Below are 20421 nucleotides of genomic sequence, written 5' to 3' on the forward strand. Positions count from 1 at the left end.
CCGGCCCGCACACCCCGCCGTGTCCCGGGACGACCGTCTCCGCGCCCAGCGCCCTGAGCTCGTCGAGCGCCGCGACGGCCGCTTTTCGCCGGTGCGTGCGACGCTGTTTCGTGCGCCCACGACGGTGTCACGGAACCATGTGTCGGCGAGACGTCGAGACCTTCAAGGCCACTACTCGTCGATCCAGCCGTTCTCAACCGCCCACCCGTGCGTCATGGCTTCGGCCGCGGGCAGCGTGAGGAACGAAACGGCATACAGGACAACGAGGAGCCCGATCGGAACGACCCAGGCGCGAGGACGGGTTTCCGGCAAGCCGGCCCCATTTTGTCCGGCGTTGGCAGGGCGGCCCCGACGAAGCCGCGTCGCCGGGAGCCGACGATCGGCAGGCCTCAGCACCCACGACGCGATGGCGCACGTCCCGAACACCAGCGGCACTCCCCACGTCTGAGGCCCGTCGCCGACTATCAGATGCGACACCACGGCACTCGACCACAGGAAAAAGGCACCCGCGTACGCCCATTCCTTGATCAGCGGGAGCCTGGGCGCGATGATCGCGACGGCCGCACCGGCCTGCCACACGGTGAGAATGTAGGCGAAGTAGTGCGGGTATCCCAGGTGGCGCAACTGGACTTCCACCCATTCGATCGGCAGAAGGTTCCACACCGATCCGGCAACCAACTCGAAGACGATTACAAACGTGGTGGTCCAAAAGGCGATGGGGCGGATCCGGCTCCGGTTCCAGCCGCTTCGTGCGACGGTGGTCGGCTTCTCGTCCCTCGCGTGCTGGAACGTTTTGGTCGTTTGAGTTTGCATCTCAGCCTCCTCGTCAAATCGATCTGGCATGTTCATGAGATTCCTCTTGCGTTTCACCAGGTCACCGGCAGCGAGTTCAAGCCGTACACGATGCTGAAGGCCCGGAAGTCGGCCTGCTCGTCCGGGTCGGCCAGGGCGAGACCGGGAAAGCGGCGCAGCAGTGCCGGGAAGGCGATGCGCATCTCCATCCGCGCCAGCGGCGCCCCGAGGCAGTGGTGCACACCGTGGCCGAAGGCGGCGTGACCGGCGGCTCCCCGGGTGATGTCGAGGGTCTCGGGATCGTCGATGAAGGCAGGGTCGCGGTTGGCGGCGGGAAGCGAGCAGATCACGAGCGAGCCCGCGGGGATGGCCTGCCCGGCGATCTCCACATCCGTCGTGGTCATGCGCGGCGGCAGCAACTGCACGATCGACAGCCAGCGCAACAGCTCCTCGACGACGGGCTCGACCAGCGCCGGGTCCTCGCGGACCATGGCGAGCTGGTCCGGGTGCCGCAGCAGGGCCAGGGTGCCCAGGCCGAGCATGCTCGAGGTCGTCTCGTGCCCGGCCAGCAGCAGCAGTCCCGCGATGCCGACCAGCTCGTCGGTACTGAGATCGTCGCCGTGCTCGCGCACCAGCATGCCCAGCATGTCCTCACCCGGATCCGCCTGCGCGCGGGCCACCAGGCCGGCCAGGTAGGCACGGTCCTCCCGCTGCGCCGCGTTCAGCTGCTCCACCGGCAACGACACATCCAGCAGGCGCACGGAACGATCCTGGAACTCGGCGCGGTCGGCATACGGCACACCCAGCAGTTCGCAGATCACCAGCGACGGCACCGGCAGCGCGAAGTGCTCCACCAGGTCGGCCGGCTTACCGGCCCGCTCCAGATCGTCCAGGGCCGCCTGGACGATCTCGGTGATCCGCGGCTCGAGCCTGCGCATCCGCCGTACCGTGAACTCCGGGGTGAGCATCCGGCGCAACCGCGTGTGCTCGGGCGGGTCGAACCCGATCAGCTGGCCGGCCCGCATCGTGGCCAGCTCGTCGGCGTCCACCTCACCAGCCCCCGGGACCGGCGCGAGGGCGCTGCTGAACCGGGCCGGATCCGCCAGCACCTGGCGGACATCCTCCTGGCGGCAGACCAGGTACGCGGACCCGCCGAACAGCGTCGCCACCTGCACCACCCCCTCGCCGTCGCGAGCCCGGGCCAGCTCCTCGACCGGGTTGAGACCGTTCCGCCGCATGTGCAGCGGCAATTCCAGTGCTTTCATCATCTTCTGTCCATCCATCCTGTGATCGTGTGAGACCGTCTGCGCCACCAGGCAAGTCTGTGGAGGCGCCTGAACATTGAGCGTCGAGTGTGGTGCCACCGGCCTGCGGTGATACCGTCCGTCGCGGGTGGGGGCACCGGCGAAACTCTTTGACCTCGGGCAGGGCGCGCTCGAAACCAAGCGTGTCCGTGCTAGCTGAGGTCACCTTCCATCGCTCGGGCGTCACCTGCTGTTCCTGGGTCTCCGAGTGCCGCGGCCCCACCGGTCCACGGCCGGAGCTTGTCGGGGTTGCGTACCGCCCAGATGTGCTTGATCCGGTCGCCTGCGACCTCGAACGCGTACACCGACACGGTGACGCCGTCGTGCTGGGCGATCAGGCCGGGCTGGCCGTTGACCGCACTCTCCAGGATCGTCAGGTTGCGGAGCCTGCCCTCAAGATGGACCAGGGAGCGCGCGATCTGCTCGGCGCCTTCGATCGGGCGAAGCACGGCGCCGACGACGCCACCGCCGTCGGCGATCGCCGTGGCGTCGGGGTCGAGGAGGCCGATGAGGGCGTCGATGTCCCTGGCCTCCCAGGCTCGCTTGAAGTCCCTGACGATGCCGGCCTGCTGGGATGGCAGAGCCCGGGGAGCCCGCGACACGCGAATACGACGGCGGGCCGAGGAGGCCAGCTGACGGCAGGCCGCGGGGGTACGGCCGACGATCTCGGCCACCTCGGCGAAGGGGTAGCGGAAGACGTCGTGCAGGACGAACGCGACGCGTTCGGCCGGGGTCATCGAGTCGAGCACGACGAGGAAGGCCATGTTGACCGACTCGTCCAGGGTGACCCGGTCGGCAGGGTCAACGGTGATGCCGTCCGACCGCCCGCTGATCCACTCCGTAGGTTCGGGCAGCGGTTCGGGGATCCACTCGCCCACGTAGGTCTCTCGCCGGGCCCGTGCCGAGGAGAGCACGTTGAGGCAGAGGCGGCCGGCGACCTTGGTCAGCCAGGCGCCGGGGGATTCGATGACGTCCTGCTGTTGCCGGGACATGGCGTACCAGCGGGCGTAGGTCTCCTGGACGACGTCCTCGGCGTCGGCCAGGGAGCCGAGGAGCCGGTAGGAGAGATTGATCAGCTGACGCCGCTCGCCCATGAGCTCGGCCAGGCCCGGATCCGGCCGGCCGCCTCCTGGCTCGGACTGGATGGTCATGATGTCGTCGGCTCCCTTGGTCGTGTCTTCCTTACCGGTTCGACAAGACAGCGCAGTGAACTGTGAGGTTGGCGCGTCGCCTCACATTTCGAGGTCCTGTGTTGTCGGACTGGTGAGACTCCATCCAGCACGCGGGTAGCAGCCCCCGGCGGGTATGCGAATCGCCGTCGAGAACCCCGTGTCGGAACACGGAATCGTCCCCGCGCCGGCCATTTCGTGTTGAAGAACCCCCATCGCGTCGCAAGCCTCACACCCTCGCTGAGATCGAGAAGGGAAACCTCTCCATGTCCATGCCCGAACACCACACCCCCCACAGGGTCGTCGTCATCGGCGGCGGTTACGCCGGAACGCTCGCGGCCAACCATCTGCGGATGCGCGCCGACGTCGACATCACGCTGGTCAATCCCCGCCCGGAGTTCGTCGATCGCATCCGGCTGCACCAGTTCGTGGCCGGCACCGGCGAGGCCACGGTTGACTACGGCACGCTACTCGGCGAGGGCATCCGGTTGGTCGTCGACAACGTCACACGCGTCGACACCGCCGCTCGCACGGTACGGCTGGCGTCGGGCCGCGCGCTGGACTACGACTACGTCATCTACGCGGTCGGCAGCACCGCGGCGATACCGTCATCGGTGCCCGGCGCGGCCGAATTCGCGTTCGACATCGCCGAATTCGAGCCCGCGCAGCGGCTGCGCGCCAGGCTCGACGAGTTGCCTCCCGACGCTCCGGTCACCGTGGTCGGCGGTGGGTTGACCGGCATCGAGACGGCCGCCGAACTGGCCGAACAAGGACGCAGGATCACGCTGGTGTGTGGCGGAATCCTGGCACCCTCAGTGAGTGCGCCGGGTCGCCGATACGTCGCCAAGTGGCTGTCCCGGCACGGTGTCGCCGTGCTCGAGGCCAATGAGGTGACCGAGGTCCGGCCGGACGCGGTCGTCTTCGCCGACGGTACGGTGCGTGCGAGCGCACTGACCATCTGGGCGGCCGGTTTCGGTGTGCCGGAGTTGGCGGCCGCGAGCGGGCTGCGCACCGACGAGCTCGGCCGGCTGCTCACCGACGAGACGCTGACCAGCGTCGACGACGACCGCGTCGTCGCGGCCGGCGACGCCGCCGCACCGTCGGGCCGGCCACTGCGGATGAGCTGCCAGGCCGCCGCGCCGCTCGGGGCACAGGCCGCCGACACCGTGCTGAGCCGCATCGCGGGAACCGAACCGGCGGTGATCAACCTGGCCCTCACGGGGTCGTGCGTCAGCCTCGGCCGGCACGCCGCCATGCGACAGCTCGCCCGCAAGGACGACACCTCGGTGAACGTCTACGTCGGCGGCCGCATCAGCGCGGCGTACAAGGAGCTGACCTGCAAGCTCGGGGTGTGGAAGATCCGCCGCGAGGCCCGCAGGCCGGGCTCCCTGCTCTGGCCCAAGGGCGGCCCGCGTCCCGAGCAGCCGGCCCCCGCTCCGCGAGGGGTCCCGTCCCCGTGACCACCGGCGAGCATGCCGAGCGGGTCGCCCTATCGCGTCCGCCGCTGTTCACGATCGTCCACGGAATACTCGGCTCGGCACCCGAATCCGATGACATGTTGGCCCTCAGGGAGAAATAAAACGATCGATGGCGGTGGCGTGCGCAGTTTCAGCCCCAGCCGGGCAGCCCGCCCGCGCCGCCCGGACATCGGGACCGGGCATGCGGCGTGGGCGCCGGTCCCGTCCCGCGCCCGCCCGGCGCGGACGGCCGGACCCCGCCGCACAACGCACCCGCCGCACCGAACGAACCCGCCCACCGCCTACGCGCAGCCGCCTCAGGCCTACGACTCCGCGATGACGTAGCCACCGGTAGTACGTCTAATCGATGACGTACTGATCAAGTCCCTGATGTTCACCCGTTGACAGGCCGCTCCGACCACCGGCCCCAACCGCTACGCGGCCCCTACGGGGTCCTTCGGATTGGCGCCGGCCGCTCCGCTCCGTAAGAGCCGATCAACGGGCACTTGTGGTCGTAGGCGGTGTACGGGTGGCGGTCAGCAATTTCAGTCCGTAGGCGGTGAGGATCTCGCCGATCGGCTGGAAGTAGGTGGTGCCACCGGAGCTGCAGTCGCCGGAGCCGCCGGAGGTGACGCCCTGGGCCTGGTCGATGGAGATGAAGGAACCGCCCGAGTCGCCGGGTTCGGCACAGACGCTGGTGCGGGTCAGCTCGAAGACGTTGCCCTGGGGGTAGGTGACGCTGGCGTCGCGCTGCTGGATGAGACCGCAGTGCCAGTCGGTGGTGGAGCCGGACCGGCAGACCGAGGCGCCCTCGATGGCGGCCCGTGCGCCTGCTACGGGCACGGATTCGTCGATCCCGGCGCCGCCGTTACTTACCGTCGGTGTGAGCGTCCAGTTGGTGTTGACCGCGATCCAGGCGTAGTCGCTGCCGGGGAATACCGATCCCTGGAAGATGCCCTGAGCGGTCCGGTCGGCGCCGACGGTGGCTGCCCCTTTCTTGCCGCAGTGACCGGCGCTGACGAACCCTCTTTGGGCTCCCTTGGTTACGGCGAACCCGATCGAGCAGCGACTTGTGATGCCGGTGTAGTAGGCGTCCCCACCTCGCACATCACCAAGGAGCCGTGGTATCTCGAAGGAGGGAATCACGCTGACCACGTCTTTGTTCACTCCGACGGTCTCGATGATCGCTTCGGCCTGCTCAGGCGCCGCCGACAAGATCACGACCTTGTTGTTTCGCACGTCGATGTAGCGCACGCTGCCCACACGCGGGCGGGCGGGAAGAGCCGCGTCGAGACTCTGCTTGATCGGTATCAACTGTGCCAGCGATCGGGTGACGACCTCAGCCTGGGCGCCCGCAGCGAGGATCGCGGGAATGTCGGCGGCACTGGTAGTAGCCACCACCAAGCTTCGGGCGGTGGTGCCCGACAGCCAAGAGCCGCCGAAGCGGTCCCCGAGACTATCGCGGAGTTTGGCCTCGATCGGTGCCAGGCGGGCCTCGTTGACCAGCCGGATCTCGGCTTGATCCTTGCTGAGCCCGAGGTCGCGCTGAAGCGCCTGGATCATGCCCGGCGGCCATGGTCCCGGGGCGAGTGGAGCGGCCGGGGAGTCTGCTGTCTGGCGATTGGCGGCGGCTGGAACCGCTGCCAGGCTGAGTGCGGTGACTACTAGGACGCATCCGGTGATCATGGCTTGCCGACGGACCATGGGCCTCTCCTCGACCTCGTCGCGAAGGGGGAGCGGACCTCACATCGCAGATCAACCATGCGACATGGATAACGTCACCTTAATCCTGATCAAGGCCGCAAAAGCTTCACGCCACGCAGGAGCGTTCACCTCCTTGACCGCGTGACAACCAACATAAACAGGGGGCGGCCGTCATCCGGTCACCCCTCCCGCCTCCTCCCACGCCAAGTTCCGCGGCCCCGGCGAGCGCGCCAACGCCGTGTTGAAGACCTGGCACATCCTCCAGAAACTACGCTGCTGCCCACTTCGCGCAGGTCAACTCGTCAAAGCCATCTTCGTCCTTCAGGCCCGCGAAGCCGGATGAAAATACGTTCAACTCACCCGTCGGCCACCGGGTAGCGGCTGAAGATCTCGGCTCGCTGCGTCGCCGACGGCCGGTGGAAGTAGAGCAGCTCGCCGGGGGTGTCCACGCACTGGACCAGGCCGGCCAGCTCGGCGCCGCGGGTCTCATCGATGATGAGAAGATCGCTCGTCGCACCGCGGGCCACCAACTCCGTCGTCGCGGCGTCGACCGTGTCCTCCTCGACCACCACGAGCTGGTAGGTGACGGGCACCGGCAGCCGGCCATCGAGGGCCCGCGCGGCGAACTCGAAGCAGCGCATCGCCTCCACCCAGCCGATCCGCCGGTCAGCGGGGTTCATGGCCAGGCCGACGATCGACTGGATCGCCACTTCGGGCGCTTGATGCTTGGCCATCATGTAGGCGAGATTGCGGACCCAGTCGCTGTACATTCCGGCGTCTATCCCCCGGCGCCGCTGGTGGTAGGCCACGGCCGAGACGTTGAAAGCGAAGGCCAGTCCCGCCTGCCGCAGCCGATACCCCAGGTCGGTGTCCTCAAGTCCCCAGCCGAGAAATGCCTCGTCGAAACCACCGAGCCGGCGTAGGTGCTCGATGCGCACCGAGGCGTTGCAGGTGAACAGGAGATGCCAGCAGATGGCGAGCCGGTTCATGTTGCCCGAGAATTCGGCCAGCACCTGCTCGCGCGGATCACTCCAGGCGACGGCGGGCATGGCGTCAAAGGTGAACTCGCGGCTGAGGCGCTCCTTGTCGAAGTCTCCGTCTCCGAGGTCCGGGCGGGGGCCGATCACGACGAGATCATTCCTGAGCCGGTGATAACGGACGTGTTCGGCGAGATAGGTCGGCCCGACCACCGTATCGGCGTCGACCATGACGATGAGCTCCCCGGTGGCCTTGGCGATGGCCGCGTTACGGGCGGCTGCCCGGCTCGACCGATCGGTGCGCGGAAGGTAGAGGTAGGTCAGATTGTCACGGCCCGCCAGCTCGGCGACCATCTCGCCGGTACCGTCGGTGGAGCCGTCGTCGGCGACGACGAGCTCGAAGGAGTCTTCCGGATCGAGCACGCTGTGCGCGAGGGTGTACAGCAACAGGCGCAACTTGCTCCGCACGTTGAAGGCTGGAATGACGACGCTGACCTTCACGGAACCTCCGGTGAATGGGCGACAAAGGATGACCGGCACGGTCACGGACACGTCGAACGCCTTCGCGACCAGAATTATCAACCGTCCGCAAGTCCAGTGCAACGGCAGGTGGGACGAACCGGTCGGGGGCGACGGTCGTAGGGTGAGGGCCAAGGTCTTGAAGGTCCGGAGGTTTGTCATGGAGTACGTGCGCCTGGGGTCCACCGGGATGAAGGTGTCGAGGGTCTGCCTTGGCATGATGAGCTACGGCGATCCCGCCAAATGGGGCGAGTGGGTGCTGGACGAGGCCGCCGCCGAGCCGATCGTGCGCCGGGCCGCCGACGCGGGGGTGACGTTCTTCGACACCGCCGACGTCTACTCGTTCGGCGCCAGCGAGGAGGTCACCGGCCGTCTGCTCGCCAGGATCTTCCCCAGCAGGGACGACTACGTGCTGGCCACCAAGGTGTTCATGCCGATGGGCAAGGGTGTCAACGCCGGCGGCCTGTCGCGCAAGCACATCCATTCGGCGATCGACGCCTCGCTGCGCCGCCTGGGCACCGACCACGTGGATCTCTACCAGATCCACCGCTGGGACCCCGGCACTCCGATCGAGGAGACCATGGAGGCCCTGCACGACGTGGTCCGCGCGGGAAAGGCCCGCTACCTCGGCGCCTCCAGCATGTACGCCTGGCAATTCGCCAAAGCCCAGCACACCGCCGAAACCCACGGCTGGACGAAATTCGTGGCGATGCAGAATCACTACAACAAGTGCTTCATCTCGCGCAGGATGACATTTCTTGCCGCGTGACTCCGACAGTCCGTGATCGACAAGGCGCGAGATGCCCGTTGAGCTGGCTATTCACTCCGGAAGACGTACCCTTGCCGACTGCCCTCAGTCTTAACGATCTTGCACTGAACACGTCTCGGCGAGGATTTTCATTACATGGTCAAGGCGCCCGCTCCGCGCGCGCGGCCAGTCGCTTGACGTCCCCGTCGATCCCGACCCACATCGCTTATCAAACGTGAGAGAGGTAGCCATGCACATCAGGACACTCGGACAGGGCATGCAGGTCTCGGCTATCGGTCTGGGCTGTATGGGCATGTCTCAGGGCTACGGCCCGAACCCCGGCACCCATGAGGATATGGTGAGTGTGATCTGGGCCGCCGTGGAAGCCGGGGTGACATTCCTCGATACCGCCGAGGTCTACGGCCCGTACGTCAACGAGGAACTCGTGGGTGAGGCTATCGGCCCCGTCCGCGATCAAGTCCAGTTGGCAACCAAGTTCGGCTGGGACATCCAGGACGGCAAGTCCGTTGGTCTGAACTCCCGGCCCGAGCACATCAAGGAAGTCGCCGACGCCTGCTTGCAGCGTCTGGGAGTCGAGACGATCGACCTGTTCTACCAGCACCGGGTGGATCCCGACGTCCCCATTGAAGACGTCGCCGGAACGGTCGGCGAGTTGGTCCAGGCGGGCAAGGTCAAGCACTTCGGGCTGTCCGAGGTCGGAGCCGAGACGCTCCGCAAGGCGCACGCGACGTATCCGGTCACTGCTGTGCAGTCGGAGTACTCGTTGTGGACGCGGGACCCCGAGCCCGAGATCCTGCCTGCCTGCGCGGAACTGGGCATCGGGTTTGTCCCGTTCAGCCCACTCGGTCGCGGCTTTCTTACCGGCGCTATCGACCCGAACGCGTCCTTCTCCGAGGGCGACATGCGGGCAACGATCCCGCGTTTCCAGGCTGAAAATCTCGCCGCCAACCAGGCGCTCGTCCACCATGTCCGCGAGCTGGCCGCCGCCAAGGAGGCCACTCCTGCTCAGGTCGCGTTGGCGTGGCTGCTGGCCCAGGCACCATGGATCGCGCCGATCCCTGGAACCCGCAAATTGTCCCGGCTCATCGAGAACGCAGGCGCAACCGAGGTCAGGCTGTCCTCCGATGAACGGGCCGACCTCGACGCATTGGCCGCCCGAGTTGGTGTGGCCGGTGACCGTTACTCCGAGGCACACATGAAGCTCATCGGGCACTGACCATCATCTGCGCGGCGGGATGGTCGGCGGCAGCGCTCCGCGCCGTCGCACGGCGGGGCGCGTCCGCCCGCGCCGCCCGGACATCGGGACCGGGCATGCGGCGTGGGCGCCGGTCCCGTCCCGCGCCCGCCCGGCGCGGACGGCCGGACCCCGCCGCCCGCCGCACCAGCCCGCCCGCCGTACCGAACACCGCGCCGACCGTGAACGCACTGCCGCCCGCTCCGACCACCGGCCCAACCGCTACGCGGCCCCTACGGGGTCCTTCGGATTGCGCCGGCCGCTCCGCTCGTGTTCATCAGGAACGCTCGAATGTGGGAGTAACACCTCTGCCGCCCCGCTTCCGATGCTCGGGCCTGGCGGCCCTGTGCTTCGGGTCGGGTTGCCACCGGATGACATGGTTACCAACAGCAAGAGGGACCTATCCCCGCTGCCGTCAGATGTCCCTTGCCTGGCGTAGCCGGTCCAACGCGTCGTTGACCAGGCGGCCGAGGTTGCCCAGTTCGTACACCATCCGGTGACGTTCCTTGTCCTCCCAAGCCCTGATGGCCGTTCCGAGGTCACCCGACTTACCGGCCGCGATGATGATCTCTTGGCCGTTGACGCGCTTCGTTGCCGCATTGCCCAGGATGACCCAGCCGTACACAGTCACGCCCCTCGGGCAGCCACGATCAGGGCAACCACCTGTTCGGGATGCTCGCTCCTCACCGCTTGAGGGCCGGAGCCGTCGCGCAGGGAGACCAGGTAGCTGCCCGAGCGCGGCCCCATGGTCACCGTGGCCATGCGCCAGCCCTGCGGACCCTTCACGGTCAGCTCGGGCGGGTGTCGTTCCATCCACGACCGAAGCGGAGGCTGGTCGGGCCAGGCAGCCGCACTGTTGGCGAACAACCCCAGGCTGATCGTGTGATGACGGTGAGCACGGATTCCCCGCTCGATGAGAAGCCGCTGAACCACCGCCAGCGCCTTGTCCTGGCTCTCCACCGTCGCCTCGTCAACGGCGGGCGGGACGGCTCTACAGTTGTCCATGGGTCGCACCTCCAGTGTGCGATCAAGGACCCGCCGAACGAGTGGTGTCGTTCTGGCGGGTCCGCCATTTATGCGTTGCGCCAATCTCCGGTTCTGTTGTGCAGCCACTTAGAAGCATGTGTGATTGGTATCTCTCCGAACGAGGGGTTGCCTGAGCGGGGCAACGTGGCAACGGGAAGAGGCAACGATGAGCTTCGGGGAACAATTGCGCTGGTATCGCCAGCAACGGAAGATTTCGCTATCGGGCCTTCACGCGGTGACCTACTTTTCCAAGAGCTATCTCAGCCGCGTTGAGCAGGGAAAACGCAACCCGGAACGGGTATTGGCCGAACTCACCGACGATGCCCTTGGGGCAGGAGGGAAGCTCGTCGAAGCATGGGTGAACCAATATGAAAACCCGTTGCCTATGCTGGAGACGAGCACAGGAGGTAGGACAACGAAACGACGCACGTTCATCAAGAGCGCGGCGATTGCTGCGGGCGTCGGGCTGACCAATGGAGTCGGACAGCCGGACCAGAGCGCGGCAGCCGTTGCGCGCCTGCGTGATGCCCTCATCCCCAACGAGCCCACCTCAGGACCTGCCCTCACGCATGCGTCCTTCGCACGTGCCGTCACCCGTGCCCGGCGGGACTTCACCGCCGCCCGTTACGCCGACCTCGCCGGTGATCTCGCCGAGCTGATCCCTGTTGCCCGCGACGCGTCCGACCCAGCTGACCTCGCCACAGCCGCACAGGTCTACCACCTGACGACCCGCACTCTGATCAAGCTGAGCGCCTCACCGTACGCATGGGTTGCCGCACACCAGGGCGAGCGGGCCGCGCACGCCAGCGGTGACCTCCGAGCCATCGGTGAGGCCCGTCGAGACCTGGCCAGCCTTTTCCACCGGGCGATGGACTACGGCAAGGCCCGTGACATCACGGTGAGCACGGCGGAACTACTTCGCCCGCAACTGCCTTCCGCCCCCGCCTCTGCCTGGGGGTCGTACGGGGCGCTGATGTCTACCGGCGCCATCGCCGCAGCGCGGTTGGAAGACCGTGACAATGCCCTGGGCATGCTGGAGGAAGCCGAAGAGGCAGCCCGGCACGCGCCCAAGCTCGTGCTCAGCGTCGGGCATGTGGCGACCTACAAGATCGGTGTGTCCATCGTGCTCGGGGACGCCGGAACCGCCATAGAGCACGCCAGGGATATCGTTCCCGAAGAGATTCCGACCCTGGAACGGCGCGCCAGCTACTACACGGGCATCGCCGAGGCTTACACGCTCTGGGGGAAGACCGATCGCGCCGTACGTGCGCTCCTGGTCGCCGAGAAGATCGCTCCTTCCGAGGTGCGGCGAACCGGACCCCGTCAGGTGATCACCGACCTACTCCACCGCGACCGCCACAGCAAACTTTCCGGTCTGCACGCTCTCGCGCGTCGCTCCGGTGTGACTCTGTGATCATTTTCTGAGTGACGAACTGAACGACGCTTGAATAGTCGAGCGCTGGAACACGACTACCGGCCACTGTCACTACGCCATGGGTCGAGGCGGACGGGATGATCAGGCCGGGCGGAGTATGGGCGGGGAGGCGAGCACTCCAGGTTCTCAAGCCCCGGTAGAAGGATGGCCAGTTTTGGTCACTCTCAGTAATTACTTGATAACACAGAGTGATGGTTGTTTGATGGTGATCACCTGCCCCACCCCACAACATGGAGGAACGATGGCAAAGTTCACCGCCACACTGATGGCCCGCCACAGCAACAAGCTGGCATCGGTCATCGGAGAAAGCGCCGACAAGGGCGCCAAGGTAGTTCAGTGGACCGACAAGGGCAAAACCAATCAGGAGTGGAGCCTGGAGACGACCAACGCCGGATACTACGTCGTCCGCGCCGTCCACAGCGGCAAGGCCCTGTCGGTCCTCGGCGAAGGACTCCAGGACGGCGCCGAGGCAGTCCAGTGGGACTACGTGAACAAGCTCAACCAGGAGTGGCGACTGGTCCAACAGGACAACGGCTACTTCAGCATCGAGGCCCGCCACAGCGGTAAGGCTCTGTCGGTCACCGCCGAGGGCGGCGAAGACGGAGCCACGCTCGTCCAATGGGCCTATAAGGGCAAGCACAACCAGCACTTCCGCCTTGGCTAGCCCCACGACCTGACAAGGGTAGTCGCGGACACGAACTCATGCGGAGCCCCCTCTGCCAGACACTCTCTTCCCATACCGAGGAAGAGGACGCCTGCTTCTCCACGCCCTACCCCAGATACAGAAGCACCCGATCACCTGCCTGGTGGTCGGGTGCTTCTGTATGGCCCCCTCGCCGTTCCTGAGATCTGCCTCCGGCGGGGATCTCCGCTCCGGGATGATCAAGGCTAGGGAATGAGTACGGCGTCTGACCAAGAGCCGCACTCAGCACGCGGGATCTTCTCCGTTGCGCTCTTTGGCGATCCTGCGGGCAGTGGCGATGCGTTGCCGAGCCAGTTCCGCCCAGAAGGGTTCGCCGTGTCGGTGACCACTTCCGGCGTAGCGCCACTCAGACAGGGTGAGCGTGGTCTCTTCGGCAGGGTCGGGCAGACCGAGGAGCATCCGGGCTTGCACGGCCCGGTAATCGGCACGGGTCCGGCGTAGCTCACCGAGGGTCGTGGAGTAATAGCGGCTCTTGGTGGAGAAGTGCCCCCTGTACCCAAGCATGTGCGACCAATGCCGCAGCGGAAGCAGCCGGTATTGAGGCAGGCGGTTCAGGGCGAAGCAGGTCGAGATCATGCGCCGAGCGTGTTCGGTCACGTCCAGTCGAGCGATGTCCCGAGCGTCACGGATGCGCCGGTCCACCGTCCCCGCCGACTCGGCGCCCTTGGTCGCGTACTTGGCCACGTACGACGCCACCCGCTGGTCACTCACGCCGTCCAGGTCGGTGGAGAGGTAGACCGGTCGCACGTCGAGCTGATTACCCCAGCGCAGCAGGACCGGCGGAGGAGCGTCCGGCGATTGCTTCGAGGCCGGGACGACGACCTGTGCGGCGGCTTGCCGGATCGCGGTGTCCAGCAGCGGGACGGTTGCCCAGTCCGGCGGAGGTGAGGCAGGGCCGTCCGGGCCGTCGAGGCGGATCACGGCGTGAAAGTGGACCAGGCCGCGCGCTTGGTACTCGGCGACCTTGGCATACGACAGGCGCAGCACCTCACGCAGGTGAGCACGGCGCACGCCGAGCTGCCGAGCCAGGACAGCGGGGAGTGCTTGGGTGAAGCGGCGCCACAGCTCTCCCGCGTGAGCGTTCCACAGGACCGCGCCCTGGTAGTCATAACAGTCCACGCAGAGCGGTTGTCCCACTTGCGGGTCATCGCGGTCGTGGCGCCTGCCGCAGCCCTCATACCGGCCATGGGGGCAGGTGGGGGAGTCGCGCCGGGGACGACAGGGCAGGGTCTTGCCGTCCTTGGCTGTGCGGTGAGCGTGGACCGCGCCGAAGGACGGAGCGGTGAAGGTGGCGAACACCCGGGGGTAGCCGCCCACGTCTTCGGGGACGCCCTTGCCGCCGCGCAGGCCGGAGATGATGAGGTGATGGGTGTCGTCCTTATAGACCGCCGAGCAGGCCGCACAGCGCGACGCACGACGGTTGCCGCAGGCCGTCAGCAGGAACCCGGTCGGTTCGTCGGCCGTCTGGTAGACGTCGAGGATCTCACCGGTCGCGCCGTCGAAGGTCAGGCGTTCACCGTGCAGGCGGACCGGTTGGGCACAGCCCCCGGTGGCGTAGACCATGCGTTGCCACCGGGCGAAGTCGGGCATGGCCGCACGTTGCATCGCGGCCAGGATGTCAGGGGCGAAGGAGGAAGCCAGGTTCACGCGGCGCCCCTCCCGTCCACCTCATCGGACAGGGAGGCGTCGTGTCCTTCGGCGACACTGGCGCCCAGCACAGCGGCGACACGTTGCCACTTCTCGTCAGACCAACGCGGGGACTGTTCGGCTTGTCGTCTGCCCCACTCCCGGGCAGACAGGGGGGCTTTAGGGTTCAGGTGGCCTCCTCCGTCGTGGATGGAGTCACCGCCCGCCGGACGACAGGACATCGCACACCGTCACCGGGACAGCCGAAAGACAGCCGTTGGCATGTGGTGCGCAGCAACGAGAGATCAGATTGGAGTGCGGCGAGAAAGTGGATGGCGCGCTCTGTGTGGACGCCTACCGTCGGGCCGGGTAAATCCGACGATCATCGGTGATCATGAAATGTGTCTGTGCCCGGATTGAATATGCGCCTGAAGTGATTCGCCGAGAGGTTCGCTGCGTCGTGCCGTGAGAGGGTCGATGACTTCTTACGCAGATCTTTTGTACCACTTGATAAACGCTTTCACATCGCCGAGCGTTCCCTTATCGGCGTTATACGAGGACGTCCGTACGGCGTCCATTGAAGTCCGTGAAAGTCCGTAGACGTCCAGCCATCACCGGCTGTTCGGCAGGAAAAAGGAAGAGAGCCGTCACCTTTGGGTAAGGCTGACAGCTCTCTCGGAAGCTCAGGACGTCCAGGACGTCCAGGACGTCCAGGACGTCTTGAGGGTCACTCCTCGCGCCACACCGGTTGGAGAAGGTCCGGGTTGAAGATCTTCTGTCCCTGTCCAGCGGGATACATGATCACGGCGTGAAGCGCCTCCCGGATGTACGTCCGTTTCGTGGAGATCGGGAACCCGCCCTCCGCCTCAGCCAGGTACCAGCGCCGCCGGATCTCCGCCACGTCCGTGCTCGCTCGCGACTGCCGCAGTTCGACGGAGGCGGCGAAACCGGCGGCCTCAGCTCGGAGTCGCGCGGTCTCTTGCTCCAGGCCGGGAGCCAGCTTGAAGAAGAGATCGTTGCTGATGTTGCCCGCGTTCCACTGCCTGGTCAGTTCGTCGAGTCGCGACTTGACCTCCTCCAGTTCCTCTTCCTTCCCCCACGTGGACTGCTTGGCCGATGCGGTGAACGCCGCCTCTTCCAGCTTCGCCAGCACCGCTTCCGAGACGTACTCGTCCACCATGTCGCCACGTCGCGAGACTCCACCACCACAACCACCCTCTGACTTGCTCAAGCACGTGTAGGTGTGATGTCCGGCGCCCTTCTTCCGATTCGCACGGAGCGGTGTGTTGCAGAGCGTTCCGTCCGGGCGCGTGCGACCACATCGGAGAATTCCCGAGAGCAGGTAAGTGTGGTCCCGGTAATCAGGCTGATGCGGCTTAATGATCTTCATGTCCCGACCGATGAAATAGCCTTTACGACTGTCGAAAACAGCCCGAATCGCGGACCACTCCTCAACGGTGAGAATTGTTGCCCACTGGCCTTGGACCGGGTTGCCGTCCGCATCCCGGACGAGCTCCCCGTTGAGTTCCCGCAGGCCGCACATGCGCGGATTGCGCAGCATCACCTTCAAAGACAGCGTGATCCACTCGTTGCCCAGCGACGTCTTGACCCCTGCCTCCTGCCACTCCCGCACGATCGAGTGCAGGGAACGGCCACCGAGGAAGTCCTTGGCCGCCTGCCGGACGAAATCGGCCTCCCTCTTGTCGAGGGTCCGGCGATCCGGGTTCCAGCCGAACGGACGCGGACCACCGGACGGCACCCCTTGCTCCGCCCGTGACCGATGAGAGCGCCGCATCCGGCGCTGCATCTTGCGGACCTCCATCTTTGAGATGACCGCGCCGAACAGGCCCATGCTCTCCACGTCCTCGCTGTAGAGATCCTGAGCACCCCGCGCGTCGGCGAACACCCGCCCGTCCTGAAAGGTGATCGCTTCCACGAAACGCTCATAGTCACCAGGACGACGGGCGAGACGATCCGCCGCCAGGATCACCACGCCCTGGACAGATGTGCCGTTCGACAGCTTGCCCGCGCGCAGCACCCGTAGCATCGCCTCGAACTCGTCCCGCACGACGTCCGCTTTGGCGGCGGAGCGGTCGTTGTCGGTGAACTCGTGGACAACCGTCCAGCCGTAGCGCGCGGCGGTCTGGCGGTTGACCTTGTGCTGATCCTGCACACCGTGTTCGTCGCGCCTGAGGTCGGCCGAGATTCGTGCGTAGGAGACGACGGGGACGGGGGAATCTGACGGGTTCATGTGCACCTCCGCCCCACATCTTGCACGAGTTATAGAGCTACAATCTTCTTTACGGAGAGGAAGAGCGGGAGATGAACCCGCTCTGCCTCGACCAGGGCGTCGGCCTGATCCCGTGGAGCCCGCTGGCCAGGGGCCTGCTGGCCCGCGCCGGATCCGAGGAGGTCACCACCCGGGCGGGCAGCGACCCCCGCATCGAGGCCCTCTACGACGACGCCGACAACGACCGCCTGATCCTCGACCGGGTCGCCCAGGTGGCCAGAGAGCGCGAGGTCGCTCCCGCGCGGGTGGCGCTGTCCTGGCTGCTCCACCAGCCGGGCCTGTCGGCCCCGATCGTGGGCGCGACCAAGGACAGGCACGTGGACGACGCGGTCGCCGCGGTGGACCTGTCCCTCACCGAGAAGGAGCTCGCCTTCCTCGCCGAGCCGTACCGCCCCCGGGTCGTCAAGCTCTGACGTTCCCGGCCCGGCGAGTCTCCCGGCACGGCACCGCCGCCATCGGGCCGGACCCCGAGCGAGGGATCCGGCCATGTCGCGATGCTCCTCGAAGCGGGCCCTGCCGGTGCACGTCATCGGAGCCCGGTGGGGCTTCCCCAACGAAGCGCACTTCAACAGGACCTTCAGTGCGGCCTTCGACATCTCGCCCGCCGCCTACCGGCGACGTCTCGAGGAGCGGCACGACCCCCCGGCGGAAGGCTGACGGGAGTGTCAGGAGCCGGCGGGCGGCTCGAACCGGACGCACGTCATGCGTCATACCGCGCGTGGCCGGCCACGCCCGTCCCGGCGCCCGTACGAGCCGGTTGCGGCGGACGTGGCCCCTGTTCACGTCCGCGGCGGGCACGGCTCCCGGGAGGGTCGGGCGTCCGAGACGGCTCGGGGGTCAGGTGCCCGAGACGGCTCGGGGGTCGGGCGCCCGAGACGGCTCGGAGGTCAGGCGCCCGAGGCAGCGATCACCTCGGAGACCAGACGCGGGGAGGTGATCAGACGGCTGTACTCGGGCTGGCGCAGTTCCCCGCCCATGAACGGGTGGGGGTTGCGGTGGACGGCGAGGCTGGGCGCGTCGACCAGGGCGGCGAAGTGGATCTCGGAGGCTCCGGTCGCCTCGACCACGCGGTGCACGTTGCGGGGCGTGATGCCCCCGCCGGGCATGATGATCAGGTCGTCGCCCGCCCGCTCGACCAGGGAGGCGATCAGCGGCGCGCCCTCCAGGGCGGTGACGTCCTGGCCGGAGGTGAGGACCCGGTCGACGCCCAGGGAGACGAGGGTGTCCAGGGCGGCGAACGGGTCGGCGGTCATGTCGAAGGCCCGGTGGAAGGTGACCGAGAGGCCCCCGGCCGCGCCGATGAGGCGCTTGGCCACCTCGACGTCCACCTCGCCCGACGGCGTCAGCACCCCGATCACCACGCCATGCGCGCCCGCGTCCCTGATCGTCGCCACGTCGCGCTCCATGGCCGCGACCTCGTACTCGTCGTAGATGAAGTCGCCGCCCCGGGGACGGATGATCACGTGGACCCGGATCGTCGAGATCTCCGCGAGGGTCGCCTCGACGGTGCCGAGGGTCGGGGTCAGGCCCCCTTCGAAGAGGGCCGAGCACAGCTCGACGCGGTGTGCCCCGGCCTGCTCGGCCGCGAGCGCGCCCGCGGTGCTGTCAATGCAGATCTCATATCTAAGACTCATTTTTCCTCCAAAGCATGGATTTCACCGACTGGTAGGCCCCCGCCCAGCACCGGAACGCTCGCGAAGCCCGCGGCCGGCGTGACGTCCCCTCCGGCCGCCCTGAGCGCGGCGAGCGCGATCGCGCTCGTGGCCCGCGGGCTCCCGTCGATGACCTTGACGGCCGCCGCGTGCCCGGTGGCGAGCGCGACGACGAGGACCCCCTCGGCGCCGCCCTTGGCCACCGCCCCCGGCAGCGCCCGCATCAGCGAGGTGTTCACGTGCCCGGTCCCGCCGACGTACTCGGGGTGCTCGCGCATCGCGTCGGCGACCGCCCGCGGCGGGGTGCCGGGCTCGGCGACGACCAGGGCCCGTACGGCCCGCGCCAGCCCGGTCAGTGACAGCCCGAACAGCGGGGCGCCGCACCCGTCGATCGCGACGTGGGCCGCCTTCTCCCCTGACAGTTCCTCGGTCACGGCGCGCACCCGCAGTTGCAGGGGGTGGCCGGCATCCAGGTAGGAGGCGGTCTCCCAGCCGGAGGCGGCGGACGCGGCGAGCATCGCGGCGTGCTTGCCCGAGCAGTTCATCCGCTCGCGCGAGGCCGTCAGGCCCGCCCGAATCAGCATGTGCCGGGTGGCCTCGTCCTCCGGCCAGTCCGCGGGGCAGCGGAGGTCCTCGAAGCCGAGCCCGGCCCCGGCGAGCATGTCGGCGACCAGCCGCACGTGGAAGTCCTGGCCGGTGTGGCTGCCCGCGGCGATCGCCAGGCCGGGACCGTGCAGGTCCGCCCCGGACAGCAGGCAGGCCAGCGCCTGGAACGGCTTGGCCGAGGAGCGCGGCAGCACCGGCGCGTCGACCGCTCCCCTGGCGACGGCCACGGTGCCGTCGGGCGCCAGGGCGACGGCGCTGCCGAAGTGCACGCTCTCCACGAATCCGGAGCGCACCACCTCCGCGAGCGGGACGAGTTCAGGCACGGGCGGGTCTCCTTCTGAGCCGACGGGCCCCCGGGGTGTCGCGGGCGTCGAGGGTACGGGCGAGTTTGGACAGCGACGCGTTGACCACCAGGTAGATCAGCGCGACGATGATGTAGGTCTGGATGAGCAGGCCGTTGAAGGTCGCCAGGACCTTGCCGCTGTAGAGCAGTTCGGCGTAGCTGACCACGAAGCCCAGCGAGGTGTCCTTCAGCAGGCCGACCGACTGGCTCACGATCGAGGGCAGCACCCGCCGGGCCGCCTGCGGCAGCACGATCAGGCGCATGGTCTGGCCCTGGGTGAGCCCGACCGCGAGACCGGCCTCGCCCTGGCCGCGTTCCACGGACAGGACTCCGGCGCGGAAGATCTCCGCGAACGCCGCGGCGTTCGAGATCGCCAGCGGCACCACGAGTTTCCAGAACAGCGGCAGGTCGAGCCCGTAGCGGGGCAGCGCGAACAGCACGACGTAGACCAGCAGCAGCGCCGGGATGGTCCGCACGACCTCCACGTACGTGGCGGCGGGTACGCGTATCCACCTGTGCCGCGACAGCCGCCCGAGGGCGAGGGCGAGCCCGGCCGCCATCGCGAGCGCGGCCGAGACGACGGCGGCGAGCGCGGTGGCCCACAGGCCGTTCAGCAGGTAGCGCCACATCGGCCAGGTCGCGTACGGCGACCAGCGGTCGGCGTCGAGCTGGCCGTTGGCGGCGAACTGGCGGACCGCCAGCGCCAGCAGGACGAGGACCGCGACCGCCCCCACCGCGGTCGCGATCCTTGTCCTGCGGCGGGCACGCGGCCCCGGCTGGTCGAAGAGGAGGTTGCTCACCGGACCACCACCGTT

17 protein-coding genes and 3 pseudogenes are annotated in these 20421 nt (G+C 67.5%); 8 read left to right on the forward strand and 12 right to left on the reverse strand.

Going from position 1 to position 20421, the window contains the following annotated elements; translation table 11 throughout:
* Positions 1 to 171: 171 nt before the first annotated feature.
* The 3 genes from OG587_RS37210 to sigJ all read right to left on the reverse strand — a co-directional run bounded on the left by OG587_RS37210 (position 172) and on the right by sigJ (position 3247).
* A complete protein-coding gene (locus OG587_RS37210; RefSeq protein WP_329083487.1) occupies positions 172 to 849 on the reverse strand; it encodes a DoxX family protein in 678 nt (225 codons plus the stop codon).
* 17 nt (positions 850 to 866) lie between these two features.
* Complete coding sequence (locus OG587_RS37215; protein ID WP_329083488.1) at positions 867 to 2075, reverse strand: cytochrome P450; 1209 nt, start codon at positions 2073 to 2075, stop codon at positions 867 to 869.
* Between the two features lie 173 nt (positions 2076 to 2248).
* Positions 2249 to 3247 carry an RNA polymerase sigma factor SigJ gene (gene sigJ / locus OG587_RS37220; protein WP_329083489.1) on the reverse strand — a complete coding sequence of 333 codons (999 nt, stop codon included), beginning with the start codon at positions 3245 to 3247 and terminating at the stop codon, positions 2249 to 2251.
* Between the two features lie 284 nt (positions 3248 to 3531).
* On the opposite strand from sigJ, the gene OG587_RS37225 reads away from it, so the two are divergent.
* On the forward strand, positions 3532 to 4725 hold the full coding sequence (locus tag OG587_RS37225) for an NAD(P)/FAD-dependent oxidoreductase (RefSeq protein WP_329083490.1): 1194 nt from the start codon (positions 3532 to 3534) through the stop codon (positions 4723 to 4725).
* A gap of 492 nt (positions 4726 to 5217) precedes the next feature.
* Here the strand turns inward: OG587_RS37225 and OG587_RS37230 are convergent, their stop codons facing one another.
* Positions 5218 to 6285, reverse strand: a complete 1068-nt coding sequence (locus OG587_RS37230; RefSeq protein WP_329083491.1) for a S1 family peptidase — start codon at positions 6283 to 6285, stop codon at positions 5218 to 5220.
* A gap of 310 nt (positions 6286 to 6595) precedes the next feature.
* Between OG587_RS37230 and OG587_RS37235 the strand changes: the two are divergent.
* Positions 6596 to 6769, forward strand: a pseudogene (locus OG587_RS37235) (IS5/IS1182 family transposase); the annotation flags it as partial.
* A 13-nt stretch (positions 6770 to 6782) separates the two neighbouring features.
* Here the strand turns inward: OG587_RS37235 and OG587_RS37240 are convergent.
* Complete coding sequence (locus tag OG587_RS37240) at positions 6783 to 7904, reverse strand: glycosyltransferase family 2 protein (protein ID WP_329083492.1); 1122 nt, start codon at positions 7902 to 7904, stop codon at positions 6783 to 6785.
* A 178-nt stretch (positions 7905 to 8082) separates the two neighbouring features.
* Here OG587_RS37240 and OG587_RS37245 point away from each other — a divergent pair.
* Positions 8083 to 8649 (forward strand): annotated as a pseudogene (locus OG587_RS37245) (aldo/keto reductase); the annotation flags it as partial.
* Positions 8650 to 8920: 271 nt separating this feature from the next.
* Positions 8921 to 9907, forward strand: a complete 987-nt coding sequence (locus tag OG587_RS37250; RefSeq protein WP_329083493.1) for an aldo/keto reductase — start codon at positions 8921 to 8923, stop codon at positions 9905 to 9907.
* A 433-nt stretch (positions 9908 to 10340) separates the two neighbouring features.
* Here OG587_RS37250 and OG587_RS37255 read toward each other — a convergent pair whose 3' ends face one another.
* Both OG587_RS37255 and OG587_RS37260 read right to left on the reverse strand, forming a co-directional pair.
* A complete protein-coding gene (locus tag OG587_RS37255) occupies positions 10341 to 10550 on the reverse strand; it encodes a hypothetical protein (RefSeq protein ID WP_329083494.1) in 210 nt (69 codons plus the stop codon).
* A gap of 2 nt (positions 10551 to 10552) precedes the next feature.
* Positions 10553 to 10930 carry a hypothetical protein gene (locus OG587_RS37260; protein WP_329083495.1) on the reverse strand — a complete coding sequence of 126 codons (378 nt, stop codon included), beginning with the start codon at positions 10928 to 10930 and terminating at the stop codon, positions 10553 to 10555.
* Positions 10931 to 11117: 187 nt separating this feature from the next.
* Here OG587_RS37260 and OG587_RS37265 point away from each other — a divergent pair, with 187 nt between their 5' ends.
* Both OG587_RS37265 and OG587_RS37270 read left to right on the forward strand, forming a co-directional pair.
* On the forward strand, positions 11118 to 12365 hold the full coding sequence (locus tag OG587_RS37265) for a helix-turn-helix domain-containing protein (RefSeq protein WP_329083496.1): 1248 nt from the start codon (positions 11118 to 11120) through the stop codon (positions 12363 to 12365).
* 262 nt (positions 12366 to 12627) lie between these two features.
* A complete protein-coding gene (locus OG587_RS37270) occupies positions 12628 to 13050 on the forward strand; it encodes an RICIN domain-containing protein (RefSeq protein WP_329083497.1) in 423 nt (140 codons plus the stop codon).
* A 261-nt stretch (positions 13051 to 13311) separates the two neighbouring features.
* Here the strand turns inward: OG587_RS37270 and OG587_RS37275 are convergent, their stop codons facing one another.
* Entirely contained in the window at positions 13312 to 14736 is a 1425-nt protein-coding gene (locus tag OG587_RS37275; RefSeq protein WP_329083498.1) for a replication initiator, read from the reverse strand.
* Positions 14737 to 15442: 706 nt separating this feature from the next.
* Positions 15443 to 16966, reverse strand: a complete 1524-nt coding sequence (locus OG587_RS37280) for a recombinase family protein (protein ID WP_329083499.1) — start codon at positions 16964 to 16966, stop codon at positions 15443 to 15445.
* 50 nt (positions 16967 to 17016) lie between these two features.
* Here OG587_RS37280 and OG587_RS37285 point away from each other — a divergent pair.
* A pseudogene (locus OG587_RS37285) lies at positions 17017 to 17418 on the forward strand (aldo/keto reductase); the annotation flags it as partial.
* A gap of 73 nt (positions 17419 to 17491) precedes the next feature.
* Positions 17492 to 17662 (forward strand): AraC family transcriptional regulator, encoded by a 171-nt coding sequence (locus tag OG587_RS37290; protein ID WP_329083500.1) that lies wholly within the window; start codon positions 17492 to 17494, stop codon positions 17660 to 17662.
* 230 nt (positions 17663 to 17892) lie between these two features.
* Here OG587_RS37290 and OG587_RS37295 read toward each other — a convergent pair whose 3' ends face one another.
* Genes OG587_RS37295 through OG587_RS37305 form a run of 3 tightly spaced genes read right to left on the reverse strand, consistent with a single transcriptional unit; the run spans position 17893 to position 20406 of the window.
* Complete coding sequence (locus OG587_RS37295) at positions 17893 to 18639, reverse strand: copper homeostasis protein CutC (protein ID WP_329083501.1); 747 nt, start codon at positions 18637 to 18639, stop codon at positions 17893 to 17895.
* On the reverse strand, positions 18636 to 19586 hold the full coding sequence (locus OG587_RS37300) for an asparaginase (RefSeq protein ID WP_329083502.1): 951 nt from the start codon (positions 19584 to 19586) through the stop codon (positions 18636 to 18638). The genes OG587_RS37295 and OG587_RS37300 overlap by 4 nt, the downstream gene beginning before the upstream one ends.
* Positions 19579 to 20406 carry an amino acid ABC transporter permease gene (locus tag OG587_RS37305; RefSeq protein WP_329083503.1) on the reverse strand — a complete coding sequence of 276 codons (828 nt, stop codon included), beginning with the start codon at positions 20404 to 20406 and terminating at the stop codon, positions 19579 to 19581. The genes OG587_RS37300 and OG587_RS37305 overlap by 8 nt, the downstream gene beginning before the upstream one ends.
* Between the last annotated feature and the right edge of the window lie 15 nt (positions 20407 to 20421).

Origin of the sequence: Streptosporangium sp. NBC_01469 (genome assembly GCF_036227305.1) — a bacterium.
GTDB lineage: Bacteria > Actinomycetota > Actinomycetes > Streptosporangiales > Streptosporangiaceae > Streptosporangium.